The organism is Rhodanobacter sp. Root480, from assembly GCF_001426645.1.
Lineage (GTDB): Bacteria > Pseudomonadota > Gammaproteobacteria > Xanthomonadales > Rhodanobacteraceae > Rhodanobacter > Rhodanobacter ginsenosidimutans.
The window spans coordinates 1,437,519-1,459,159 of the sequence record NZ_LMEX01000001.1 but is presented as its reverse complement, the minus strand read 5'-3'; the positions used below and the strand labels follow the sequence as shown (position 1 = coordinate 1,459,159).

Annotated in this window: 19 protein-coding genes and 2 tRNA genes; 15 read left to right on the top strand and 6 right to left on the bottom strand. The window is 63.8% G+C overall.

Annotation, left to right across the window (positions count from 1 at the left end):
* Positions 1–31 precede the first annotated feature (31 nt).
* The 5 genes from petA to ASD22_RS06795 all read left to right on the top strand — a co-directional run bounded on the left by petA (position 32) and on the right by ASD22_RS06795 (position 4,049).
* Complete coding sequence (gene petA / locus ASD22_RS06815) at positions 32–637, top strand: ubiquinol-cytochrome c reductase iron-sulfur subunit (protein WP_056081086.1); 606 nt, start codon at positions 32–34, stop codon at positions 635–637.
* A complete protein-coding gene (locus ASD22_RS06810; RefSeq protein WP_056080593.1) occupies positions 637–1,938 on the top strand; it encodes a cytochrome bc complex cytochrome b subunit in 1,302 nt (433 codons plus the stop codon). Before petA ends, ASD22_RS06810 begins: the two co-directional genes overlap by 1 nt.
* 13 nt (positions 1,939–1,951) lie before the next feature.
* Positions 1,952–2,692 carry a cytochrome c1 gene (locus ASD22_RS06805; protein WP_056080589.1) on the top strand — a complete coding sequence of 247 codons (741 nt, stop codon included), beginning with the start codon at positions 1,952–1,954 and terminating at the stop codon, positions 2,690–2,692.
* A gap of 73 nt (positions 2,693–2,765) precedes the next feature.
* Positions 2,766–3,401, top strand: coding sequence for a glutathione S-transferase N-terminal domain-containing protein (locus ASD22_RS06800; RefSeq protein ID WP_056080587.1), 636 nt, complete (start codon positions 2,766–2,768; stop codon positions 3,399–3,401).
* A gap of 222 nt (positions 3,402–3,623) precedes the next feature.
* Positions 3,624–4,049 carry a ClpXP protease specificity-enhancing factor gene (locus ASD22_RS06795; protein WP_082520146.1) on the top strand — a complete coding sequence of 142 codons (426 nt, stop codon included), beginning with the start codon at positions 3,624–3,626 and terminating at the stop codon, positions 4,047–4,049.
* Positions 4,050–4,078: 29 nt separating this feature from the next.
* Here the strand turns inward: ASD22_RS06795 and ASD22_RS16370 are convergent, their stop codons facing one another.
* From ASD22_RS16370 to ASD22_RS06780, 4 genes are all read right to left on the bottom strand, one after another.
* The gene (locus ASD22_RS16370; protein ID WP_056604875.1) at positions 4,079–4,495 is read right to left on the bottom strand and encodes a DUF3301 domain-containing protein; all 417 of its coding nucleotides are present in this window, start codon (positions 4,493–4,495) and stop codon (positions 4,079–4,081) included.
* Between the two features lie 268 nt (positions 4,496–4,763).
* Positions 4,764–5,621 carry a carboxylating nicotinate-nucleotide diphosphorylase gene (nadC, locus tag ASD22_RS06790; RefSeq protein WP_056080579.1) on the bottom strand — a complete coding sequence of 286 codons (858 nt, stop codon included), beginning with the start codon at positions 5,619–5,621 and terminating at the stop codon, positions 4,764–4,766.
* Positions 5,618–7,885, bottom strand: coding sequence for a DUF1631 domain-containing protein (locus ASD22_RS06785; protein WP_056080577.1), 2,268 nt, complete (start codon positions 7,883–7,885; stop codon positions 5,618–5,620). The genes nadC and ASD22_RS06785 overlap by 4 nt, the downstream gene beginning before the upstream one ends.
* 152 nt (positions 7,886–8,037) lie before the next feature.
* Positions 8,038–8,310, bottom strand: coding sequence for a Trm112 family protein (locus ASD22_RS06780; protein ID WP_056080574.1), 273 nt, complete (start codon positions 8,308–8,310; stop codon positions 8,038–8,040).
* 67 nt (positions 8,311–8,377) lie between these two features.
* On the opposite strand from ASD22_RS06780, the gene purE reads away from it, so the two are divergent.
* Together purE and ASD22_RS06770 are read left to right on the top strand one after the other, a co-directional pair.
* Complete coding sequence (gene purE / locus ASD22_RS06775) at positions 8,378–8,881, top strand: 5-(carboxyamino)imidazole ribonucleotide mutase (RefSeq protein WP_056080571.1); 504 nt, start codon at positions 8,378–8,380, stop codon at positions 8,879–8,881.
* Positions 8,878–10,035, top strand: a complete 1,158-nt coding sequence (locus ASD22_RS06770; protein ID WP_056080568.1) for a 5-(carboxyamino)imidazole ribonucleotide synthase — start codon at positions 8,878–8,880, stop codon at positions 10,033–10,035. The genes purE and ASD22_RS06770 overlap by 4 nt, the downstream gene beginning before the upstream one ends.
* A 79-nt stretch (positions 10,036–10,114) precedes the next feature.
* Here the strand turns inward: ASD22_RS06770 and ASD22_RS06765 are convergent, their stop codons facing one another.
* A complete protein-coding gene (locus ASD22_RS06765) occupies positions 10,115–10,693 on the bottom strand; it encodes a Fe-Mn family superoxide dismutase (protein WP_056080564.1) in 579 nt (192 codons plus the stop codon).
* 111 nt (positions 10,694–10,804) lie between these two features.
* Between ASD22_RS06765 and grxD the strand changes: the two genes are divergently transcribed.
* The 8 genes from grxD to ASD22_RS06725 all read left to right on the top strand — a co-directional run bounded on the left by grxD (position 10,805) and on the right by ASD22_RS06725 (position 21,374).
* Positions 10,805–11,128: a Grx4 family monothiol glutaredoxin gene (gene grxD / locus ASD22_RS06760; RefSeq protein ID WP_040671014.1), complete on the top strand. Its 324-nt coding sequence runs from the start codon at positions 10,805–10,807 to the stop codon at positions 11,126–11,128.
* Complete coding sequence (locus ASD22_RS06755; RefSeq protein ID WP_056080560.1) at positions 11,125–11,898, top strand: SDR family NAD(P)-dependent oxidoreductase; 774 nt, start codon at positions 11,125–11,127, stop codon at positions 11,896–11,898. Before grxD ends, ASD22_RS06755 begins: the two co-directional genes overlap by 4 nt.
* 126 nt (positions 11,899–12,024) lie before the next feature.
* Complete coding sequence (locus ASD22_RS06750; protein WP_056081082.1) at positions 12,025–12,624, top strand: YhgN family NAAT transporter; 600 nt, start codon at positions 12,025–12,027, stop codon at positions 12,622–12,624.
* Between the two features lie 111 nt (positions 12,625–12,735).
* Positions 12,736–14,472, top strand: a complete 1,737-nt coding sequence (locus tag ASD22_RS06745; protein ID WP_056080558.1) for a lysophospholipid acyltransferase family protein — start codon at positions 12,736–12,738, stop codon at positions 14,470–14,472.
* A gap of 223 nt (positions 14,473–14,695) precedes the next feature.
* Complete coding sequence (locus ASD22_RS06740) at positions 14,696–17,962, top strand: TonB-dependent receptor (RefSeq protein WP_056080555.1); 3,267 nt, start codon at positions 14,696–14,698, stop codon at positions 17,960–17,962.
* Positions 17,963–18,091: 129 nt separating this feature from the next.
* Positions 18,092–19,489 (top strand): nucleotide 5'-monophosphate nucleosidase PpnN, encoded by a 1,398-nt coding sequence (gene ppnN / locus ASD22_RS06735; protein ID WP_056080551.1) that lies wholly within the window; start codon positions 18,092–18,094, stop codon positions 19,487–19,489.
* 68 nt (positions 19,490–19,557) lie between these two features.
* Positions 19,558–19,634 (top strand) — tRNA-Asn (locus tag ASD22_RS06730).
* Positions 19,635–19,844: 210 nt separating this feature from the next.
* Positions 19,845–21,374: a beta-xylosidase gene (locus ASD22_RS06725; RefSeq protein WP_056081079.1), complete on the top strand. Its 1,530-nt coding sequence runs from the start codon at positions 19,845–19,847 to the stop codon at positions 21,372–21,374.
* Between the two features lie 105 nt (positions 21,375–21,479).
* On the opposite strand, the gene ASD22_RS06720 is transcribed toward ASD22_RS06725, so the two are convergent.
* Positions 21,480–21,555 (bottom strand) — tRNA-Thr (locus ASD22_RS06720).
* Positions 21,556–21,641 lie beyond the last annotated feature (86 nt).

Here is a 21,641-nt window from a genome sequence, read left to right as displayed (position 1 = left end):
CACGATGATATTGCAAGTACCGGAGAGCCTGATGGCGAACGAAGTCGTCGATCACGGCCGCCGCCGTTTCCTTACAGCAACCACTGCGGTGGTTGGTGGGGTGGGAATCGTTGCGGCGGCTGTGCCCTTCATCAAGTCGTGGGAACCCAGCGCGCGAGCCCGGGCCGCCGGTGCTCCGGTAACGCAGTCCCTGGCCAAGATCGAGAGTGGCCAGATGCTGACCGTGTCGTGGCGCAGCCTGCCGGTGTTCGTGTTGAATCGCAGCAAGGCGCAACTGGCCACGTTGCCGATGGTCGACTCGCGGCTGGTGGACCCCAAGTCCGACGGCGCCTCGGCCGACCAGCAGCCGAAGTACGCACAGAACGAAGCGCGCTCGATCAAGCCGGAATGGCTGGTGGTGATCGGCATCTGCACGCATCTGGGCTGCGTCCCCGATTTCGTGCCGGAGATCAAGCCCGAGCCGTTCGATCCGGAATGGAAAGGCGGTTTCTACTGCCCCTGCCACAAGTCGCGCTACGACCTGGCCGGCCGTGTGTTCCAGGGCGTACCGGCGCCGAAGAATCTGCCGGTGCCGCCGTATCACTTTGTTGACGACAACACCATCCAGATTGGCGTGGATCCGAAGGAGGCTGTCTGATGGCCAACGTATTCACGAGCATCGGTGACTGGGTCAACGAACGCGCACCCGGCATGGCGCCGATGTACCGCGCGCACATGACCGAGTACTACGCGCCGAAGAACTTCAACCTCTGGTACTACTTCGGTTCGCTGGCGCTGCTGGTGCTGATCAACCAGATCGTCACCGGCATCTTCCTCACCATGAACTACAACCCGAGTGCGGCGGGAGCCTTCAACTCGGTCGAGTACATCATGCGTGACGTGGAGTGGGGTTGGCTGATCCGCTACATGCACTCCACCGGCGCCTCGCTGTTCTTCGTGGTGGTGTTCCTGCACATGTTCCGCGGCATCATGTATGGCTCGTACAAGAAGCCACGCGAGCTGGTGTGGCTGCTCGGCATGCTGATCTTCCTGGTGCTGATGGCCGAAGCCTTCATGGGCTACGTGCTGCCGTGGGGCAACATGTCGTTCTGGGGCGCCAAGGTGATCATCTCGCTGTTCGGCACCATCCCCTACATCGGCGACACGCTGGTGGAGTGGATCATGGGCGACTTCCTGCCCGCCGACGCCACCTTGAACCGCTTCTTCGCACTGCACGTGATCGCGTTGCCGATCGTGCTGCTGCTGCTGGTGGTGTTGCACATCGCCGCGCTGCACGAAGTGGGCTCCAACAACCCCGACGGCGTGGAAATCAAGAAGGGTCCCAAGGGCAACCGCTGGGATGCGCTGAAGCCGGCCGACGGCATTCCGTTCCATCCGTACTACACGGTGAAGGACCTGGTCGGCGTGGGCTTTTTCCTGATGATCGCTGCGTTCATCATCTTCTTCGCGCCGACGTTTGGCGGCTGGTTCCTGGAACATGACAACTTCATCCCGGCGAACAACCTGGCGACTCCGTCGCACATCAAGCCGGTTTGGTATTTCACCCCGTTCTACGCGATCGTGCGCATGATCCCGTCCTTCCTCGGCTCGGCCGTGTGGGGCGTGCTGGCGATGTTCGGCGCCATCGCGGTGCTGTTCGCGCTGCCCTGGTTCGATCGGGGCAAGGTGAAGTCGATCCGTTACCGCGGCACCGGTTTCAAGGTGGGCCTGGGCTTGTTCGTGCTGTCGTTCTTCGCGCTGGGCGCGGTCGGTGCGGGCATTACCGCCGAGGTGATCCCGGTCTGGTTCGGCGATGTCGACGTGACGTTCTGGGAGAACCTGTTCGGCCGCGTGATGACGCTCGTCTACTTCGGCTTCTTCGCCTTCCTTTGGGCATACACATATTTCGGCTGGGAAAAGACCAAGCCGGTTCCGGAACGGGTGACCACGCATGACTAAGCGGCAGCTGCTAATGAAGCGATACATCTTCCCGGTGGCGTTGGCGCTGAGTCTGCTCGTCGGCAGCATCTCGGTGCAGGCGTCCGAAGAGGGCGGTTTGCCGGCGGCTGGCACCAACGTGCACGACCAGGCGTCGCTGCAGCGCGGAGCCAAGCTGTACTTCAACTATTGCGTGGGTTGCCACTCGTTGAAGTACATGCGTTACGAGCGGATCGCGGCCGATCTGGGCCTGTCCGAACAGGAAGTGATGCAGAACCTCAACTTCACCGGCGCCAAGTTCGGTGAACCGGTGATCTCGCACATGCCCGAGGCCTCGGCCGCAGCGTGGTTCGGCAAGGCACCGCCGGATCTGTCGCTGGAAGTGCGCGCCAAGGGCGCTGATTGGGTCAACGCCTACCTCAACTCGTTCTACCTGGATCCGAGCCGTCCGGTGGGCTGGAACAACACCGTGTTCCCGAACGCCTCGATGCCGTTCCCGCTGTGGGAGCTGCAGGGTCTGCAGACGGCGGAAATGAAGCCGGCCAAGCCCGGTGAAGATGCGCAGGTGGAGAAGCTGGTGCTGTCGCACCCGGGCAAACTGACCCCGGCGCAGTTCCAGCAGGCTACCCGTGATCTGACCAGCTTCCTGGAATACGCGTCCGAACCGGCCGCGCTTGAACGCCATGCCTATGGTGTCTGGGTGCTGCTGTTCCTGGCCTTCTTTACCTTGCTGGCATACATGCTGAAGAAGGAATACTGGAAAGACGTCCACTGAAACGGGTGAGATAACCCTGCGAAGGCGGCGGCCGACCAGCCGCCGCCTTCGTGTCGACGAAGGGGATTGGTGCATGGTTCAAAGCGCGCGCTCACGTAACGTACTCACCTTGTATACCCTGGCCGATGACATCCAGTGTCACCGGGCGCGACTGGTTCTGGCAGCCAAGGGCGTCAGCTACGAACGCGTGATCGTGGACCGCGACAAGGCGTCGGCGGAGCTGGTGGAGCTCAACCCTTACGGCACGACACCGACGCTCGTTGATCGCGACCTGGTCCTCTATGACACCAGCGTGGTGTGCGAATACCTGGACGAACGTTATCCACATCCGCCCCTGATGCCGATCGATCCGCTTTCGCGCGCCAGACTTCGTGTGGCGGCGGTGCGTATCGAAAAAGACTGGCTGACGGAAGTGGATGTGATCCGTGCTGGTGGTCGGCCCGCGGATGCCGCGCGCAAGCGGCTGCGGCAGAACCTGCTTTCCACGGTGCCGCTGTTCAAGGCGTCGCGCTTCTTCCTCAACCCCGAGATGAGTCTGGTGGACTGCCTGGTGGCCCCGGTGATCTGGCGGTTGCCGTCGCTGGACGTTGATCTTGGCAAGGAAGGGCGACCGATCGTCGATTACGGCGAGCGTCTGTTCCACAGCCAGGGCTTCGAGCGCAGTCTTACCGAGGACGAAAAAAACATGCGGTTGGAAACGGTGCGCTGAAGCCGGCTGCGGCCGTCTTGACACCATTTTTCCGCCCGCTGTCGCAGGGTGTCCAACGCTGACGGCGCGGGCGACGGCTGGCAAGCTGTCAACGCACGATCCATTTGTTGATGTTCAGCTGTCCGCCGCCAACATTCTGGTACGCCCGCAGACATCGACTTTCATTTGGCCCCTGGCCTTGAGGCATCACCCCCACAGATGAGCACCGACGAGTCCCCCTCGATGAGTTCCAATCGCCCGTATTTGCTGCGGGCGATCTACGACTGGATCAGCGACAACAACCTCACCCCGTACGTGCTGGTGGACGCCGGCGTGGAAGGGGTCAGGGTGCCGCCCCAGGTCATCAAGAACGGCCAGGTCGTGCTCAATCTCGCCATGCGCGCCGTCGCCAACCTTGACCTGGGCAACGACTGGATCAGCTTCCAGGCGCGCTTCTCTGGCGTCAGCCAATCGATCCACATACCGGTTCGTGCGGTGCTGGCGCTGTATGCCCAGGAAAACGGGCAAGGCATGATGTTCCCGGCCGAGGAGGAGGGCGACATGCCTCCGCCGACCACGCCGCCCGACGACGACAAGACGTCCGCCGGCCCCGCCGCACCCGCCGAAGCGGCGCCAAAGCGCGGCGCGCATCTGCGCGTCGTCAAATAACCAACAGGTACCGCGCGTAAACGCGGGAATCAGTGCAGGCGTTGGTCGGCGCGACGGGGACGCAGCGGGATCACGTTGTCGGATGTCTGGTGGCTTGCGCTTGTCGCGCCGGTAATGGCAACCGGAGAAACAGGCAGGTCTGGCGTAGGCAAGCTCAGTGCGCTGATCGCTGTGCCCAGCATCCACATGTGCGCGGATTTGCGATCATCGCCTTCAAGACTGACCTCGAACCCGTAGCAGCGCTCGATCCTGCCCCGGCCGGGACTGCCGCGATGCAGTCGCAAGGCACGCAGCCCGACGGTTTCATCGAGCAGTTGCAGCCCATGTTGCAGGCACAAGCGACGCGCTTCGCGTACGGCATGTTCCCGCGCCGCGCTGATTTTCAGCCACAGGCCGACAACGGCACCAAGCGACAGCAGCAACAGCAGGTCTGAAAGATTGCTCATGCCGTCAGTGTGTGGGCCGTCGCTACCGTGTGCAAGCGATCGCCGGCATATCGTTCGGCCTGCGGTGCGGTCGACGACGAACGATTCACCGGTTCGGGGAGTTGGCGCGCCGAGAGGTTGTGATTTTTCAACCTCGAAGCACGGTCACGATGGGCGGGTGCGTGTCGATCACGCCGGTGATTCATTCGCGTGAGCGCTTTGGGGCATGTACCGGAAGCGCGACAGAGGTACACCACAGGAAGTGGTTTACCCCACAAACGCTGAGCCGTCAGCTCAATTGCAGGCGCAGGGAGAAATCCACCGCGTGGACATGCTTGGTCAGCGCACCCACGGAAATGAAATCCACGCCGGTGCGCGCGATGGCGCCGATCGTCTGCAGGTCGACGTTGCCCGAAGCTTCCAGTGGCACACGGCCGGCCGTGATCCGCACCGCTTCGGCCATTTGTGGCAGGTCGAAGTTGTCCAGCATGATGCGGTCCACATCCGTCTCCAGCGCCAGTGCCAGCTCGGCCAGCGTCTCCACCTCGACTTCAAGTGGCAGATCAGGGTGTTTTTGCCTCGCCGATTGCACCGCCGCTGCGAGGCTGCCCGCGGCGATGATGTGGTTTTCCTTGATCAGGATGGCGTCGTACAAGCCCATCCGCTGGTTGTGGCCGCCGCCGCAACGCACCGCGTATTTTTGCGCCAATCGCAGCCCTGGTACGGTTTTGCGGGTATCGAGGATGCGCGCGGCGGTGCCGGCGATGGCCCCGACATGGGACGAGGTGACGGTGGCGGTGCCGGACAGCAATTGCAGGAAGTTCAGCGCCGAACGCTCCGCCGTCACCAATGCCCGGGCTTGACCGGAAAGGCGGCAGATCACGGCACCAGCCGTAGCCCGTTGCCCGTCCTGTAGCCGCCATTCGATATGGACTGAGGGATCCAGCCGCTGGAAGCAGGCATCGAACCATGCGCTTCCGGCCAATACCGCGTCGTCACGGCAGGTGAGCTCGGCGCGCCCGTGGGCATCGGCACCGAGCAGGTCCGCCGTTGCATCGCCTGCGCCGATGTCCTCGGCGAAGGCGCGTTCGATGTCGTTGCTGATCTGGTCGGGGGAAGGGGGCGAAAAAGGCGTGCCGGAATTCATTCTTCTTCTGTGACAGGGGACGGATGGCTGAGGCGGTCCACGATGGCGCTCATGGCTCGCTCGAACAGCGCGTTGGCGGCCAGTACGCGCGCCTTGCCCTGCTTCAGCAGGGTGGCCAGCTCACGTGGCGCGTAATCCGCCACCTTCAGCCCGCGCCGATTCACGAACAGGTAGCGCCCGGTCATCGGGCTGATCCATGACAGCTTGGCCCGCGTGCAGGAGTCATCGGCGAGCGAGAGCTCCAGCCAGGTGCCCGACTGAAGCGCTTCCACCTGACGATACTCGGGGCTGTCCGTAGTGATGTCCGGAGACGCGAAACCGAGATTGTCGTCGTCGAAATCCGGCGCGGCCTGAACCAGCGGCTGGATGCTGTCGGGGATAGGCAGTGCGGATTCGTCCTCCGCCGGCGGTGCGGCGGAAGGGTTTATCTCGCCCAGTTGCTGGCGGTAGTAGGTATGCAACTGACCAAGCAGTCGCTCGATATCCGGCTCCTGGAAAGCGACATTGGCCAAGCCGTGACGCAGCGCCCGCTCGATGCCGGGCAACATCTGCCGAAGCGCCTGCCGGGCTTCAGGGGTTTGGGCGGGACGGCTGCTGGCGATGAATTCATTGACGAAATGCAGCGCCACCTTGAACTCGGTCGAATCATCGCCGTGGCGCAACAGCAGCAGCACCATGTGATTGGCCCATGCGCGGGCCAGTACGCCATGGATCAATGGTGGCAATTCGTTGGTGCCGATCCGCTCGACGATTTCCCGGGCGGCGCGACGACGTGCGTATTCCAGCTTTTCGCGGCCGCGGGTGGATTCGGCCACGCGCAGCTCGGCCAGATCCGCGCGTTTCATGCTCAGTTCCTGGAACTGCTGCAGGTCCGCCAGGAGCCGGTCGAAAATGCCCATGTCATCATCGAATTCGTGCAGCAGCTGTTCGACGATGGACTTGACCTTCTCGTGCAGGCGCCGGTCGCGGTCGGATTCGTCGGACCAGCCCTTCGCCTGTTCCGCCAGGCCGTCGAGCAGGCGCCGTGCCGGATGCTGGCGATGCGCGAAAAGCTTGCGATCGATGATGGCCGCTTTCAGATAGGGAATCTGCAGTCGAGCCAGCAGCACCTGCATCTCCGGTGGCAGGTTGCGGTCTTCCAGGATGAATTCGAACAACATGCCGACCAGGTCGATGGTGTCCTCGTCGATCGAGGCCACCTGGCCCGGCCGTGCACCACGCAAGGCCCCGATCTGGCGCAGCAGTTGTTCCTTCAGCGCGGTGACCTCGTGGCTGAGGTTGGCGCCGGACAGGCCGACGGCCGATGGTTGCGCGTCAGTGGTGGCTATCTGGTTCTGCAATACGCTGAGTGCGCCCAGCAACTCGTTCACCGAGGGCAACGGGCCGCTGGAATAATTGCCCGCCCCGCCGTCGCCGCTTTCACCGGGATTGCCACGACGTGCACTGAACAGCGCATGCAGGGTTTGCAGCAGGTCGCCGGGAATGTCGCCCGATTCCTCGCTGGCCACGCCATGGTGTTCGCCAATTACCGACGAGGACGCAGCCGCCGTACCGGACGGCTGGCGAGCCACGTGGGGGCGCAGTTGGGGCAGTACGCCAGCGCGAATAAGCTCCGCGTTGATCGCCTGATACAACTCCTCGAGCGCCGACAGTACATAGCGGTCGAACAGTTTGTAGATAATCAGCTTCACGCGCATGTCGGCACTGAGTTCGTGCAATGCCGTGCGGAATGCCTGGGACAGGATCGCGGGCGCGACGGGGTTGTTGCTGTCGTCGATCTTGTGGCCACCGCAAATGACCGACAGGCGATGATTGACGGCGAACAGGTCGCGGGACATGCGCGATTCGTTCTTGCCGATCATGCTGGTGATCGCCAGCGATTCTTCCAGTTCGTTGTCGGCAACCAGCGACAACTCCACCACGCCGGTAGGGGCGGGGGAATGCGTTGCCGACGGACGGCGGCTGGCCAGTTCGCCCAGCTCGCGCCCGATGGTGGACAGGAACGACCGCTCCACCGTCGCCCGACGCTTGCGCACGTCGCGCATGCCATCGAAGTAGTGCATCTGGGCCGCATTGTTCTCGGCCTTTTCGGCCAGGTCGAATAATGCGTCGTCGACATGCTCGAACACGTTGCCGACCCACTGCTGCAGCAAACGATTGGCGATGGTGCGAACCGTTGCAAGCAATTCACCGACGCGCTCGCTGGAAGGATCCATGCGCTGATTCAAATTGACGATTTTTGATGAGTCACTGGCTTCGTTCATAGCCACGCCCCCGGAGCGTCATCAGTCATGCAGTGCCGTCCGGGCGAACCGGTCGGAATGCCACAATAAGCCAAAGCGAGCCCGCATGTCATGCCTGGCGCACATTATCAATGATCCGGCCGGCCCGATGGCCGCAGGGCATTTACTCGTTTTCAGGATGCCGCCGGAAAATCCGTCAGTTGCAGCGTACCGATACCTTCTTCCGGGAGCATGACAGGAATGCCATCGTCGACCCGGTAGATGACCTTCCGGTCCGTGGTGATCAGGCCCTCGGTGATGGGTTGGCTCACGCGGGCGTGCGCCACGGTATCGACGGATCCGGCGCTGATGGCCGAATTCAGGGCGTCGAGTTCATGCTTGCCCAGGGGCCGCACCGGTGTCTTGCTGACCGGGCAGCACAGGATGTCGAGTAAGCGCTTGTCCATGATGATTTATGCGGGATGCCGGAGCTGCGGAAAGCCCGTACAATAGCGGTTTTTGGACGGCCGAACCATGACAGCAGCAATCAGGGCGCCGCGCGTTGGCGTGGTGATGGGGTCACGTTCGGACTGGGAAACCATGCAGCACGCGGCCGATGTGCTGACCGAGCTGGGCGTGTCACACGAGGTGCAGGTGGTCTCCGCGCACCGCACGCCTGACTTGCTGTTTCATTATGCCGAACAGGCTGCCGGCCGGGGTATCCAGGTGGTGATTGCCGGGGCCGGCGGCGCGGCGCACCTGCCCGGCATGCTGGCGGCAAAAACGCGGCTGCCAGTGTTCGGCGTGCCGGTGCAGTCCAAGGCGCTCAACGGCATGGATTCACTGCTCTCCATCGCCCAGATGCCGGCCGGCATTCCGGTGGGGACGCTGGCCATCGGGCGCGCTGGCGCCGTCAATGCCGGATTGCTGGCCGCCGCGGTGCTGGCCTTGCACGACGGCGAGCTGGCCAAGGCGCTGGACGCGTGGCGCAGCCGCCAGACGCAAGCGGTGATCGATCAACCGGACCCCCGCCAATGACCGCTGATCGGCAGCCCGTGCTGGGCATTCTTGGCGGCGGTCAACTGGCCCGCATGCTGGCCTTGGCCGCGGCGCCGCTGGGCGTGAAGACCCTGGTCGTGGACGGCGTCGCCGATGCCTGCGCCGGTCAGGTGGCGCCGCTGGTGGTGGCCGACTGGACCGATTACGCCGCGCTGGAAGCGTTTGCCGCGAAAGTCGACGTGGTCACCTTCGATTTCGAGAATGTGCCCGCGGAAACCGCGCATTGGCTGGCCGAGCGCGTGGCGGTGTTCCCCGCGCCGCAGGCCTTGGCCGTCGCGCAGGATCGCCTCGCCGAAAAGACCATGTTTCGCGACTGTGGCCTGCAGACGGCCGCGTTCATGGCGGTGGATACCCGCGAGATGCTGGATCAGGCGCTGGCCACGATCGGCACGCCGGCCATTCTGAAGACCCGTCGGCTGGGTTACGACGGCAAGGGGCAGTTCCGCCTGCACTCGATCGCCGATGCCGATGCCGCATGGGCATCGCTGGGTGCGGCCGCCGCGCGGCATGGGCTGATCCTGGAGGCTTTCGTGCCGTTCCAGCGCGAGTTGTCGGTGATCGCGGTGCGCGGTCGCGACGGTGATTTCAACACCTGGCCACTGACCCGCAACTGGCATACCGATGGCGTGCTCAGCATGAGCCTGGCGCCCGCGCCGGATATCGAGCAGCTGCAGGGCCGGGCCACCGAGCTGGCGCGCACATTGGCCGAGCGGCTGGGTTATGTCGGCGTTTTCGCGCTGGAACTGTTCGTGAAAGACGGCGAGTTGCTGGGCAACGAGATGGCGCCGCGCGTGCACAACTCCGGCCACTGGACGATCGAAGGCGCGCACACCAGCCAGTTCGAGAATCATGTTCGCGCCGTCCTCGGCATGCCGCTGGGTGATTGCGAGGCGCGCGGCGTATCGGCGATGTTCAACTGGATCGGTGACCTGCCGGATCCCGCCCCCGTATTGCGCACGGTGGATGCGCACTGGCATGACTACGGCAAGCAGGCACGGCCGGGTCGCAAGGTGGGCCATGCCACGCTTTGCGCGCCCACGTCCGGCGCCCTGGCCGATCGTCTGGCTGATGTCGCCACGACACTGGGCCGCCTGCCGCAAGCGCAGCCGGCGCTGGATGCATTGACCCGCTAAGCGCCATCGCGACCGCGTCGACCCATAAAAAAACGGAGCCATGACGGCTCCGTTTTTTTGGTGGCGCTGACAGGAAAAATCAGGCCAGGTTCTTCGCCGCGAAATCCCAGTTCACGAGATTCCAGAACGCCTCCAGATACTTCGGGCGGGCGTTGCGGTAGTCGATGTAGTACGCGTGCTCCCACACGTCGGCGGTGAACAGCGGCTTGTCGGTGCCGGTGATCGGGGTGGCGGCGTTGGACGTGTTGACGATGCCCAGCGAGCCATCCTGGCGCTGCACCAGCCAGGTCCAGCCCGAGCCGAAGTTGCCGGCGGCGGACTTGGTGAACTCCTCCTTGAATTTCTCGACCGAGCCGAACGCCTTGTTGATCGCGTCGGCCAGCTTGCCGGTCGGCTCGCCACCGCCGTTGGGCTTCATCGAGTTCCAGTAGAACGTGTGGTTCCAGGTTTGCGCCGCGTTGTTGAACACGCCGCCGGACGACTTCTTGATGATGTCCTCGAGCGAGGCGTTGGCAAACTCGGTGCCTTCGATCTGCTTGTTCAGGTTGGTGACGTAGGCCTGATGATGCTTGCCGTAATGAAACTCCAGCGTTTCGGCCGAGATATGGGGCTCGAGGGCGCTTTTTTCGTACGGAAGGGGAGGAAGTTCAATTGCCATGATTGGCTCCTTGGCGATGGCGGAGGAAGCGCGACCGGTCGCAACGGCCGGCCGCTGGGGGGCTGATACAATGCCGGCCTGCACGCATTGTAAAGATGAAACATTCGAACCATGGATATTAACGAACGAATCAAGGCGATGCTTGCCGAGCATCCCATCGTGCTCTTCATGAAGGGTACGCCGGAATTTCCCATGTGTGGTTTTTCCAGCCGCGCGGCGCGTGCGTTGAGCGATGCCGGTGCGCCATTCCACGCCGTGAATGTGCTGGCCGATCCCCAGGTGCGCGCAGCGTTGCCGCATTTCGCCAACCTGCCCACGTTCCCGCAGATGTTCATCCAGGGCGAGTTGATCGGTGGCTGCGACGTCATCGAGGATTTGCAGGTGGCCGGTGAACTGGCACGCATGGCCAGCGACGTCGCGGAAACGACGCATTGACCGCGCTGCCTGTAGCCCGCTTGCCCGAGGGCTGGAAACCTGCGGCCGATACGCTGGCCGGACGCGTTGTTCTCGTCACCGGTGCCTATGGCGGGTTGGGTGGCGCGGTGTCGCGCGCAGCTGCGCGCGCCGGTGCCACGGTCGTCATCACCGGCAAGCGCAAGCGCCAGCTGGAGCAGCTTTACGACGCCATGATGTCCGAGGGCTTGCCCGAGCCGGTGATCCATCCGCTGGACATGGAGGCGGCCACGCCCACCGATTACGCCGCGCTGGCCGAAGGGCTGGAGCGCGACTTTGGCCGTCTGGACGGCATCGTGCATGCGGCGGCGAGTTTTGCCGGACTCACGCCCATCGTCATGCACAAGCCCGATGCCTGGCTGCGCACGATGCACGTGAATGTGTCGGCGCCCTTCGCGCTGACCCAGGCCTGCATGCCACTGCTGCTTGGCGCGCCGGACAGCGCCGTGGTGTTCGTGCTGGACAACCCGGACTTGTTGCAGCGGGCGCACTGGGGCGCCTATGGCGCATCGAAGGCGGCGCTGGAGCGGTTGGTGGCGATCCTGCATCAGGAAACCGACGACGGCGCGATGCGCACGCATGCGCTGCTTCCCGCGCCCATGCGCACCACGTTGCGGCGCATGGCCTATTTCGGCGAAGACTCCATGCAACTGCCGCTGCCTGATGCGACGGCGGAAGCGGCGGTTTACCTGCTTGGCCCCGATGCGGCACCGGCGCGTGGCGCGGTGCTGGACCTGCGCGACGGCGCCTGATTCCGAGCGGTACACCGCCTTCGCATGCGGCCGCTGGTTTCGGTGTAGAACCGCAGTCTGTACGCAACCCCTGCACGGGTCGGCCGACCCGCCACCCAAGGAGCCTCCGGTTCGATGGAAACGCAGATGACCACGTTGTCGGCGGGAATCATGTTGTTTCTGATCATGGACCCGCTGGGCAACATCCCGTTCTTCCTCAGCCTGCTCAAGGACGTGCCGCCGCGCCGGCGTCGCCTGGTGATGGTGCGCGAGCTGCTGATTGCGCTGGGCGTGCTGCTGGTGTTCCTGTTCGGCGGCCAGTTCATGCTGAAGCTGCTGCAGCTGAAGTCCGATTCGATCAGCATCGCCGGCGGCATCGTGCTGTTCCTGATCGGCATCCGCATGGTGTTTCCGCCGGCCGACGGCGGCGGCATCTTTGGCAAGGCGGGCGAGGGTGAACCGTTCATCGTGCCGATGGCGATCCCCGGCGTGGCCGGCCCGTCGGCCATGGCCGCGCTGCTGCTGCTGACCAACACACAGCCCGGTCGCACCGCCGACTGGGTGATCGCCTTGTTGCTGGCGTGGCTGGCCACGTCGGTGATCCTGCTCAGCGCCACCTACCTGTTCCGCTGGCTGGGTGAGAGTGTGCTGACCGCGCTGGAGCGGGTCATGGGCATGTTGCTGATCGCCTTGTCCGTGCAGATGTTCCTGGGCGGCGTCGCCTCGTTCCTGCATCTGGCGATCTGAGCGCGAGGCGCTTTCCCTCGGCGCCCCGGCTGAAGCAGCATTGACGCCGCACATACTCGACCTGTTGTCACAATCGTCTGACAGATTGGGGAAAACTCTCGAGGGCGCGACATGCTGAGCATTGAACAGGCGCTGGTCGAGCGGATGCCCTGGCTGGCGCAGCACCCCAGGATCCGCCGCCCCATGGCCGGGCTTTTCGGACGCCTGGCCGACGAATCCACCTTCAACCGCGTGCTTGACCAGGCCGGCGCCGCGCGCGGTTTCGACTTTGTCGACTGCACGCTGGCGCTGCTGGGAACGCGCAGCCACGTCCACCTGCAGCAGCGCGAGAACATTCCGGTGGACGGCCCGCTGCTGGTGGTCGCCAACCATCCGCTGGGCATGCAGGATGCGCTGGCGCTGTTGCAGTTGATCGGCTCCGTGCGTCGTGACGTGCGGGTGCTGGGCAACGACTGGCTGGCCGTGGTGCCGCAACTGGGGGACCTGCTGCTGCCGGTGGATGTATTCGGCAACGGCGCCGCTTCGCGCCTGCGTGGCATCTATCGCGCGCTGGACAACGGCGAGGCCTTGATCGTGTTTCCTGCCGGCGAAGTGTCGCGCATGCGCGCCACGGGGGTGCGTGACGGGCGCTGGTCGGATGGTTTCGCCCGGTTGTCGTTGCGGCGAAAGGTGCCGGTGCTGCCGATCCACGTGACGGCGCGCAATTCCGCCGCTTTCTACGGGCTGTCGATGCTGGCCAAGCCGTTGAGCACGGCGATGCTGCCGCGCGAGGCGGTGGCCGCGGGACAGCGGCGTATCGGCTTCCAGATTGGCGCCCTGATCGATCCCGACGAGTTGGCCTTGCGCAGCGGGAATTCGCCGGCACGCGCGACGGTGCTGATGCGGCGGCACGTCTATCGGGTAGCGCGTGGCCGCGGGCTGATCTTCGGCGGGCAGGTGGCGCTGGCGCATCCCGAGCCCGTGCAGCAGCTGGTCGACGAACTGGGCGGCGCCGAAAAACTGGGCGATCTGTCGGATGGCAAACAGGTGTTGCTATTCACCGGTTCGTGCGACAGCGCGGTGCTGCGCGAGATCGGCCGCTTGCGCGAGCTGACCTTTCGCAAGGTGGGTGAGGGCACCGGCCAGCGCTGCGACCTGGATGCGTACGACGCCCATTACGAGCACCTGCTGCTGTGGGACCCGGCGGCGCAACGCATCGTGGGTGCCTACCGTTTTGGTCATGGCGCCCGGGTGCTGTCCGAGCGCGGCATGGCCGGTTTGTACACCGCCAGCCTGTTCCATTATTCGCCCGCGCTCGAGAGCCGCCTGAGCCAGGGACTGGAACTGGGGCGCAGTTTCATCGCGCCGGCGTATTGGCGGTCGCGGGCACTCGATCAGCTGTGGCAGGGCATCGGCCTGTATCTGCAGCGCCACCGCGAGATCCGCTACCTGTTCGGCCCGGTCAGCATGTCGGTGAAGCTGCCGCGCGAGGCGCGCGAGTGGATCGCCGTGGCGCACCAGCATTATTTCGGCGCGCCGGGCCTGGCCGCGGCGCGCCAGCCGTTCGTGGTGTCACCCCAGGTGGCCGAGCGCGTGCATCAGGCGCTGGCCGGCCTGGACCCGCAGGCGGGCCTGGGTCAGCTCAAGCATCAGCTCGATGCCCTGGGCGTCAGCCTGCCGGTGCTGTATCGCCAGTACGTCGACTTGATGGAGCCGGCGGGTGTGCAGTTTCTGGACTTTGGCGAGGACCCGGATTTCTCCGGCTGTGTCGACGGCCTGGTGATGCTGGATCTGGCGAATCTGAAGGCGTCCAAGCGGACGCGCTACCTGGGGGCGGCAGCGGCTGAATCGGTGAAATTTTATAAGTGACTGATATTCATGCATTAAACGTTGAGTTTTGGGGTGGCTACGCGCATCGAGGCACCTGCAAACGTTATAAAAGTGTCATACACTATCGTTAATGTTTTTTAACAATCGAGGCCGTCGGTCGGCTTCGATGATGGTCCGAAACCTGTCCAGCGGCGTTGCCCGTGCCGTCCCGCAGTCACCGGCAACGCCCACGAATCCGTTGTGAGCCCAAGGTCGATCAAGAATGAATAACCCGATACGCACCAAGATCCTGCCCCTCGCCATCGCCTCCCTGCTGGTGGCGAGTGCGCCCGCCATGGCGCAGGTCACCTCGTCCGCCATCAGTGGACGCGTGCTCGACAACGCCGGCCAGCCGGTGGCGGGCGCCACTGTGCAGATCGTGCATGAGCCTTCCGGCACCACGAAGATCACCACCACCGACGCCGATGGACGCTATTCGGCCCAGGGCATGCGCGTGGGCGGCCCGTTCGACGTGACCGCATCCAAGGCCGGCCTGACCCAGGGCGAGCAGGATCAGGTGTACCTGCAGCTGGGCCAGGAAAGCACGGTCAACCTGACCATGAGTGCCGAGCAGGCCAAGAATGTTCAGGACCTTTCCGGTGTGACAGTGTCCGCCAGCGCGTTGATGCAGACCTTCACGCCGGACAACAAGGGCCTGTCGACCAATCTTTCCGAGAAGCAATTACAGGCGACGCCGCAGGCCGACCGCTCGATCTCGGACATCGCGCGTCTTGATCCGCGCATCACGGTGACCGACCAGGGCTCCGGCGCCATCTCCGCCAACGGCCAGAACACCCGCTACAACAACATCAGCGTGGACGGCGTATCGCAGGGCGACCCGTTTGGCCTCAACGCCAACGGCCTGCCGTACCAGGGCTCGCCGATCTCGCCCGACACCATCGCCGAATACAACATCTCCACCGCGAATTTCGACACCACCTCCAACAGCGTGGGCGCCAGCATCAACGCGGTGACCAAGTCGGGTACCAACGATTTCCACGGCTCGGTCTACTACGCCTATCGCAACGCCAGCCACCTGGTAGGCGACGCCGGCTATCTGGACCGCGACGACCCGAACTACCACTACAAGGGCTACGGCATCGACGCCACCAAGGGCGTGACCCTGGGCGGCCCGATCGTCAAGGACAAGCTGTTCTTCTTCGTGTCCGCCGAGAAGCAGAAGACCACCGGCGTGGGCTCCTCGTCCAATGTGGCGTATGACCCGAGCCTCGGTGATGGCCCGTCCACCGGCAATGCGGTTTCTCCCGGCGACATCGAGCGCATCCGCAACATCGCCATCGGTTACGGCCTGGATCCGGGCGACGTTGCCGGAGGCACGACCGACCTGACGGATGACCGCTACCTGGTCAAGCTGGACTGGAACATCAGCAACAACCACCGCGCCAGCTTCACCTACCAGCGCACGAAAGAGTCGTATCCGAAGGTCAACGGCAACGGCAATTCGTCGGTCGGCCTGAGCAGCTACTGGTACACCACCAACAGCCTCACCGAGAACTCGGTGATCCACCTGTTCGACGACTGGTCCGACAATTTCTCCACCGAGGTGAAGATCGGCTTCCAGCAGTTCTCGCAGCTGGCGGGTGGCGCCAAGGACCAGCCGGCCATCCAGGTGCACACCGATTCGTTCAACAGCCCGTCGGTGAACCTCGGCGAAGACCAGTTCCGCCATTACAACGAAATCAACACCAAGCGCTGGACGGCGTTTGTCGCGGGCACCTATTACGCCGGCGACCACACCATCAAGGGTGGCCTGGCCTTCGAGCAGGACCAGATCTACAACCTGTTCGGCCGCACGGAGTTCGGTTCGTACACGTTCAACAGCATCGACGATTTCGCCGCCGGTGCGGGCAACTACGACAGCTATGAGCTGTACCAGCCCGCCGGCGATCGCGGCATCGGCGACATCGCCGCCAAGTGGACCTATCGCCAGTACACCCCGTTCCTGCAGGACACCTGGCAGGTCACCGACAACCTGTCGGTGATGTACGGCGTCCGCGTCGACATCCCGTACTCCGACCACAAGCCGCCGTACAACGCCGATGCCGCTGCCGCGTTCGGCTATCCGAACAACTACGCGGTCGGTTCCAGCAATCGCGTGGTCGAACCGCGTCTGTCGTTCAACTACAACTTCGAAGGCGACCGCATGATGCAGTTGCGCGGTGGCGTGGGCCTGTTCCAGACCACACCGCCCACGGTATGGATGACCAACCCGTACCAGAACAACGGCCTGACCCTCGTTGACTACAAGTACGGCTACGGCTCGCATTGCGACGCCAAGCCGGATTTCAGCCCGGACGCGCACAACCAGATCATCGACGACTCGCCCGGCTGCGCGGTGGCCGGCCCGGTGGATACGATCTCCAAGGACTTCCGCCTGCCCTCCGTGTGGAAGGCCGCGCTGGCGCTGGATCGCGAATTGCCGTGGTGGGGCATGATCGCTTCGGCCGAGTACCAGCACATCCAGGTGCGCAATGCGATCCTGTACAAGGCGATCAACCTGGGCACGCCCTCGGGCTACCTGCCTGACGGTCGCGAGCAATACTGGGTCACGCCTGGCGCGACCAAGGGCCCGAACAACGGTGCCAACCCGGCGTTCTCCACCGCTTCCACGCAGCTGACCAACACCCACAAGGGCAAGGCCGACAGCTTCACCCTGTCGCTGCGCAAGCCGTTCTCGGAGAACTTCTTCGGCAATGCCAGCTTCACCCTCAGCCATTCGACCGAGGTCAATTCGGGCGGCAGCTCGCAGGCGTTCTCCAGCTACCAGTACATGCCGCGCATCAATCCGAACGGCAACGAGAACGAAATTTCCGCCTACAACATTCCGCGCAGCCTCAAGCTGTCGCTGACCTGGCAGCACAAGTTCTTCGGCGACTACAACACGCAGATCTCGGCGTTGTACCTGGGCCACGACGGCCTGCCGTACAGCTGGGTCTACAGCGGCGACGCGAATGGCGACGGCATCAGCTATTACGACCTGGCCTACATCCCGCAGGTCAACGACGCGCTGGTGGGTGCCTACGTGGACAGCAAGGGCAAGCCCGCCAGTGCCCAGCTCGTGCAGCAGTTCCAGGACTACATCACAAACAACGAGTACCTCAATGCCCACCGCGGCGACGTCGCCGGCCGCAACGCCAGCCATCTGCCCTGGTCGAACGAGCTGGACATGAGCTTCGTGCAGGAGCTTCCGGGCTTCTTCAAGGGCCATAAGGGTGAGTTGCGACTGGATGTCTACAACTTCCTGAACCTGGTCAACAAGGACTGGGGCAGCGTGCCCTACATTCAGTACCAGACGCGCAACCTCGCCGGTTACAACGGCGTGGTGGACGGCAAGTACGTCTACAAGCTGCCGACCGACAAGAACGGCAACTACCAGGCAACGCCGATTGGCGTGTACGAATCGGGCCAGAACCCGACCCGCGTGGTTTCGCGCTGGTCGGCCATGCTGACCCTTCGCTACACGTTCTAAGCGAACCTGTGGATTGATCGAACAGACCGGCGTCCGCGAGGGCGCCGGTTTTTTTTGGCTTGACCCTGTCGACGCCCGCGCGTGAAGCTAACGAGTCCGCCGTATCGAGACGGCATGGAGATGTAGTGCATGAATGTTGTAAACACCGGTTCCGGCAAAGTCGCCACCGTCAGCGCGCGCATTTCGCCCGCGGGCGGCCTGGATATCCTGTCCCGCAACGAGGTGGTGCGCCTGCGTGGCGCCAGCGGGTCCGGGCTGCATGCACTGTTGCGCCGTTGCGCGCTGGCCGTGCTCACCTCGGGCAGCATCAGCGACGATCCGCGCGCCATCCTGGAGCGATATCCGGATTTCGACATCCAGGTGCTGCAGCAGGATCGCGGCATCAAGATCGAGCTTTCGCACGCGCCGGCGCAGGCGTTCGTGGATGGCCAGATCATCCGCGGCATCAACGAATTGCTGGTGGCGGTGGTACGCGACATCGTCTACGTGGCGACCCAGCTGGAGCACACCGGCGACGATCTCGATGAATCCGACCGGCTCACCGAGGACGTGTTCGAGATCCTGCGCAACGCGCGCATCCTCAAGCCGCATGCCGACCCCAACCTGGTGGTGTGCTGGGGCGGGCATTCGATCTCGCGCGAGGAGTACGACTACACCAAGCTGGTCGGTTACCAGCTCGGTCTGCGCGGCATGGATATCTGCACGGGTTGCGGCCCCGGCGCCATGAAGGGGCCGATGAAGGGCGCGACCATTGCGCATGCCAAGCAGCGTCACCGGCACAACCGCTATATCGGGCTGACCGAACCGGGCATCATCGCCGCCGAATCGCCCAACCCGATCGTCAACCACCTGGTGATCATGCCGGACATCGAGAAACGCCTCGAAGCCTTCGTGCGCATCGGCCACGGCATCATCGTGTTTCCCGGCGGCGTCGGCACCGCCGAGGAGATCCTCTACCTGCTCGGCATCCTGCTGCATCCGGACAACGCCGATACGCCGTTCCCGCTGATCTTTACCGGGCCGAAACAATCGGCGGCGTACTTCGAGCAGATCGATCAATTCCTGCGCCTGACCCTGGGCGATGAAGTGGCCGAGCGTTACCAGATCATCGTCGACGACCCGGCGACGGTGGCACGGGCCATGGTCAAGGGCGTGGAAAAGGTTCGCCACCACCGGCTGGATACCAAGGATGCCTTCTTCTTCAACTGGGCACTGCAGGTGCCGTATGCGTTCCAGCTGCCGTTCCAGCCCGACCACGCCGCGATGCGGGCGTTGCAGATCCGGCATGATCGGCCCCGCCACGAACTGGCCGCCGACCTGCGCCGCGCGTTTTCCGGCATCGTCGCCGGCAACGTGAAGGAGGAGGGTGTGCGCGCCATCGAGCAGCACGGGCCGTTCGACATCGACGGCGACAGCGACATCATGCAGGCCCTGGACAAGCTGCTGCAGGCCTTCGTGGAGCAGCAACGCATGAAGCTGCCCGGCGGCGCGGCGTACGTGCCTTGCTACCGCGTGCGTACGCCTTGAAAAGGGCGCGAAATTTGCTCCCGATGGGTTGACAGCTGAGCGCACGAACTACAAACTACGCAGCTCCCGCCCGAATAGCTCAGCTGGTTAGAGCACTTGACTGTTAATCAGGGGGTCGTTGGTTCGAGTCCAACTTCGGGCGCCAAAATTCAAGCAAAGGGCCGCGAGTGATCGCGGCCCTTTTGCGTGGGCGGTACCCACGGTTTGTTCCGCGGTGAAAGCCCTTGGTGCCCTGCTTGCGGCAACTGGTGAAAATCGTAAAGGCCGCTGCCGGAAATCGCTGGCCCGGGTTTGCTTTACTGGCGCCATGAAGATGCCCACTTTCCGCCGTTCCCTTACCGCCTGCAGCTTGGTCATGCTCCTGGTCTGCCTGGTGCCCGTCGTCTACGCCGCGCAGGGGGTACGACATATCGACATCGATGTGCAGGGGAAGACCTCGCCGCTGGATCGTTTCTTCAATTTCTCCATCGGCTCCGATTACCCCGGCACGCTGATGCGCGACGACAGCCTCGCGCAGCTGCAGACCGCAAGGAAGGAACTGGGCTTTCGCTACATCCGTTTCCACGCCATCTTCCACGACGTGCTCGGCACCTATCGCGAGGTCGACGGCAAACCGGTTTACGACTGGACCGGCATCGATGCGCTTTACGATCGCTTGCTCGCTATGGGCATCCGTCCGTTCGTGGAGCTGGGCTTCACGCCGGAGGCGATGCGGACCTCGGATCAGCACCTCTTCTACTGGAAGGGCAACACCTCCCATCCGGTGCTTTCGAAGTGGAGCGCGCTGGTGACCGCGTTCGTGCGTCACCTGGAGCAGCGCTATGGCCAGCAGGAGATCCGGCGCTGGTATTTCGAGGTCTGGAACGAGCCGAACCTGAGCGGCTTCTGGGAGGGCGCCGATCAAAAAGCCTATTTCGACCTTTTCGATGCCACCGTGCGCCACATCAAGCAGGTCGATCCGCAATTGAAAGTGGGCGGTCCGGCCACGGCGGGCGCGGCCTGGGTGCCCGAGTTGATCGAGCATGCCGCGCAGGTCGGCGTGCCGATCGATTTCATCACCACGCATACCTATGGCGTCGATGGCGGCTTCCTCGATGAGCATGGCGAGAGCGACACCAAACTCTCGCCATCACCGGATGCGATCGTCGGCGACGTGCGCCGCGTGCGCCAGCAGATCGAGCAATCCTCCATGCCCGGCCTGCCGCTGTACTTCACCGAGTGGAGCAGCAGCTATACGCCGCGCGATCCCGTGCATGATTCGTACGTCAGCGCCGCGTACATCCTCGGCAAGCTCAAGGCGTCGGAAGGTTTGGCGCAGGGCATGAGCTATTGGACCTTCAGCGACCTGTTCGAGGAGCCGGGCCCGCCCACGGCGCCGTTCCAGGGCGGTTTCGGCCTGATGAATCCGCAGGGCATCCGCAAGCCGGCCTGGTTCGCCTACAAGTATTTGAACCGGCTCGGCGCAAGCCAGCTGAAAACCGCCGACGCGCAGAGTTACGTGACGTGGGACGACGGCGTGCTCAAGGTGCTGGTCTGGGATTTCGTGCAACCAACGCAGGACAAGAGCAACCGCCCGTTCTACACGAAGGTGTTTCCCTCCCGGCAGGATGGCGCCGTCACGCTCGACCTGAAGCATCTGCCGCCGGGCACCTACCAAGCCGCGGTTTACCGCACGGGCTACGACGCCAACGACGCGTACACCGCCTATCTGCGCATGGGTTCCCCGGCGTCACTGACGCCAGGCCAGTTGCAGCAATTGCAGGCGGCCACCACCGACCAGCCCCGGATTCACGAGGTGACGGTCGGCGCCGATGGGAAGGCAAGCGTGCCCGTTCCGATGCGAACCAATGATGTCGTGCTGATGGAGATCACGCAGAGCCCCTGAGCGCGAAGCCTGGCGTGGGTGGCTTCACCTCAGCGGGGAGCTTCGCCGACACAAGAAAGCCCCGGAAAACTCGCGCTTTCCGGGGCTTAGGGTCTTGCAGGAAACTGGTGCCGGAAAGAGGAGTCGAACCTCCGACCTACGCATTACGAATGCGCCGCTCTACCAACTGAGCTATTCCGGCAGTGAGCCGCGAATTTTACGGGGCGGGAGGTGGTTGGCGCAAGCTGTGTGGCGGGCAGGCATACCGCAGGGCGTGCGCCGCAAGCG

Excerpts from the sequence above, each read along its gene's own strand:
- ASD22_RS06740 (WP_056080555.1), top strand. The coding sequence starts at position 14,696 with ATGAATAACCCGATACGCACCAAGATCCTGCCCCTCGCCATCGCCTCC.
- ASD22_RS06795 (WP_082520146.1), top strand. The coding sequence starts at position 3,624 with ATGAGTTCCAATCGCCCGTATTTGCTGCGGGCGATCTACGACTGGATC.
- ASD22_RS06770 (WP_056080568.1), top strand. The coding sequence starts at position 8,878 with ATGACCGCTGATCGGCAGCCCGTGCTGGGCATTCTTGGCGGCGGTCAA.
- ASD22_RS06725 (WP_056081079.1), top strand. The coding sequence starts at position 19,845 with ATGCTCCTGGTCTGCCTGGTGCCCGTCGTCTACGCCGCGCAGGGGGTA.
- petA (WP_056081086.1), top strand. The coding sequence starts at position 32 with ATGGCGAACGAAGTCGTCGATCACGGCCGCCGCCGTTTCCTTACAGCA.
- ASD22_RS06785 (WP_056080577.1), bottom strand. The coding sequence starts at position 7,885 with ATGAACGAAGCCAGTGACTCATCAAAAATCGTCAATTTGAATCAGCGC.
- ppnN (WP_056080551.1), top strand. The coding sequence starts at position 18,092 with ATGAATGTTGTAAACACCGGTTCCGGCAAAGTCGCCACCGTCAGCGCG.
- ASD22_RS06810 (WP_056080593.1), top strand. The coding sequence starts at position 637 with ATGGCCAACGTATTCACGAGCATCGGTGACTGGGTCAACGAACGCGCA.
- ASD22_RS06805 (WP_056080589.1), top strand. The coding sequence starts at position 1,952 with ATGAAGCGATACATCTTCCCGGTGGCGTTGGCGCTGAGTCTGCTCGTC.
- ASD22_RS06800 (WP_056080587.1), top strand. The coding sequence starts at position 2,766 with ATGGTTCAAAGCGCGCGCTCACGTAACGTACTCACCTTGTATACCCTG.
- ASD22_RS16370 (WP_056604875.1), bottom strand. The coding sequence starts at position 4,495 with ATGAGCAATCTTTCAGACCTGCTGTTGCTGCTGTCGCTTGGTGCCGTT.
- ASD22_RS06745 (WP_056080558.1), top strand. The coding sequence starts at position 12,736 with ATGCTGAGCATTGAACAGGCGCTGGTCGAGCGGATGCCCTGGCTGGCG.
- grxD (WP_040671014.1), top strand. The coding sequence starts at position 10,805 with ATGGATATTAACGAACGAATCAAGGCGATGCTTGCCGAGCATCCCATC.
- ASD22_RS06765 (WP_056080564.1), bottom strand. The coding sequence starts at position 10,693 with ATGGCAATTGAACTTCCTCCCCTTCCGTACGAAAAAAGCGCCCTCGAG.
- ASD22_RS06750 (WP_056081082.1), top strand. The coding sequence starts at position 12,025 with ATGACCACGTTGTCGGCGGGAATCATGTTGTTTCTGATCATGGACCCG.
- ASD22_RS06780 (WP_056080574.1), bottom strand. The coding sequence starts at position 8,310 with ATGGACAAGCGCTTACTCGACATCCTGTGCTGCCCGGTCAGCAAGACA.
- nadC (WP_056080579.1), bottom strand. The coding sequence starts at position 5,621 with ATGAATTCCGGCACGCCTTTTTCGCCCCCTTCCCCCGACCAGATCAGC.
- purE (WP_056080571.1), top strand. The coding sequence starts at position 8,378 with ATGACAGCAGCAATCAGGGCGCCGCGCGTTGGCGTGGTGATGGGGTCA.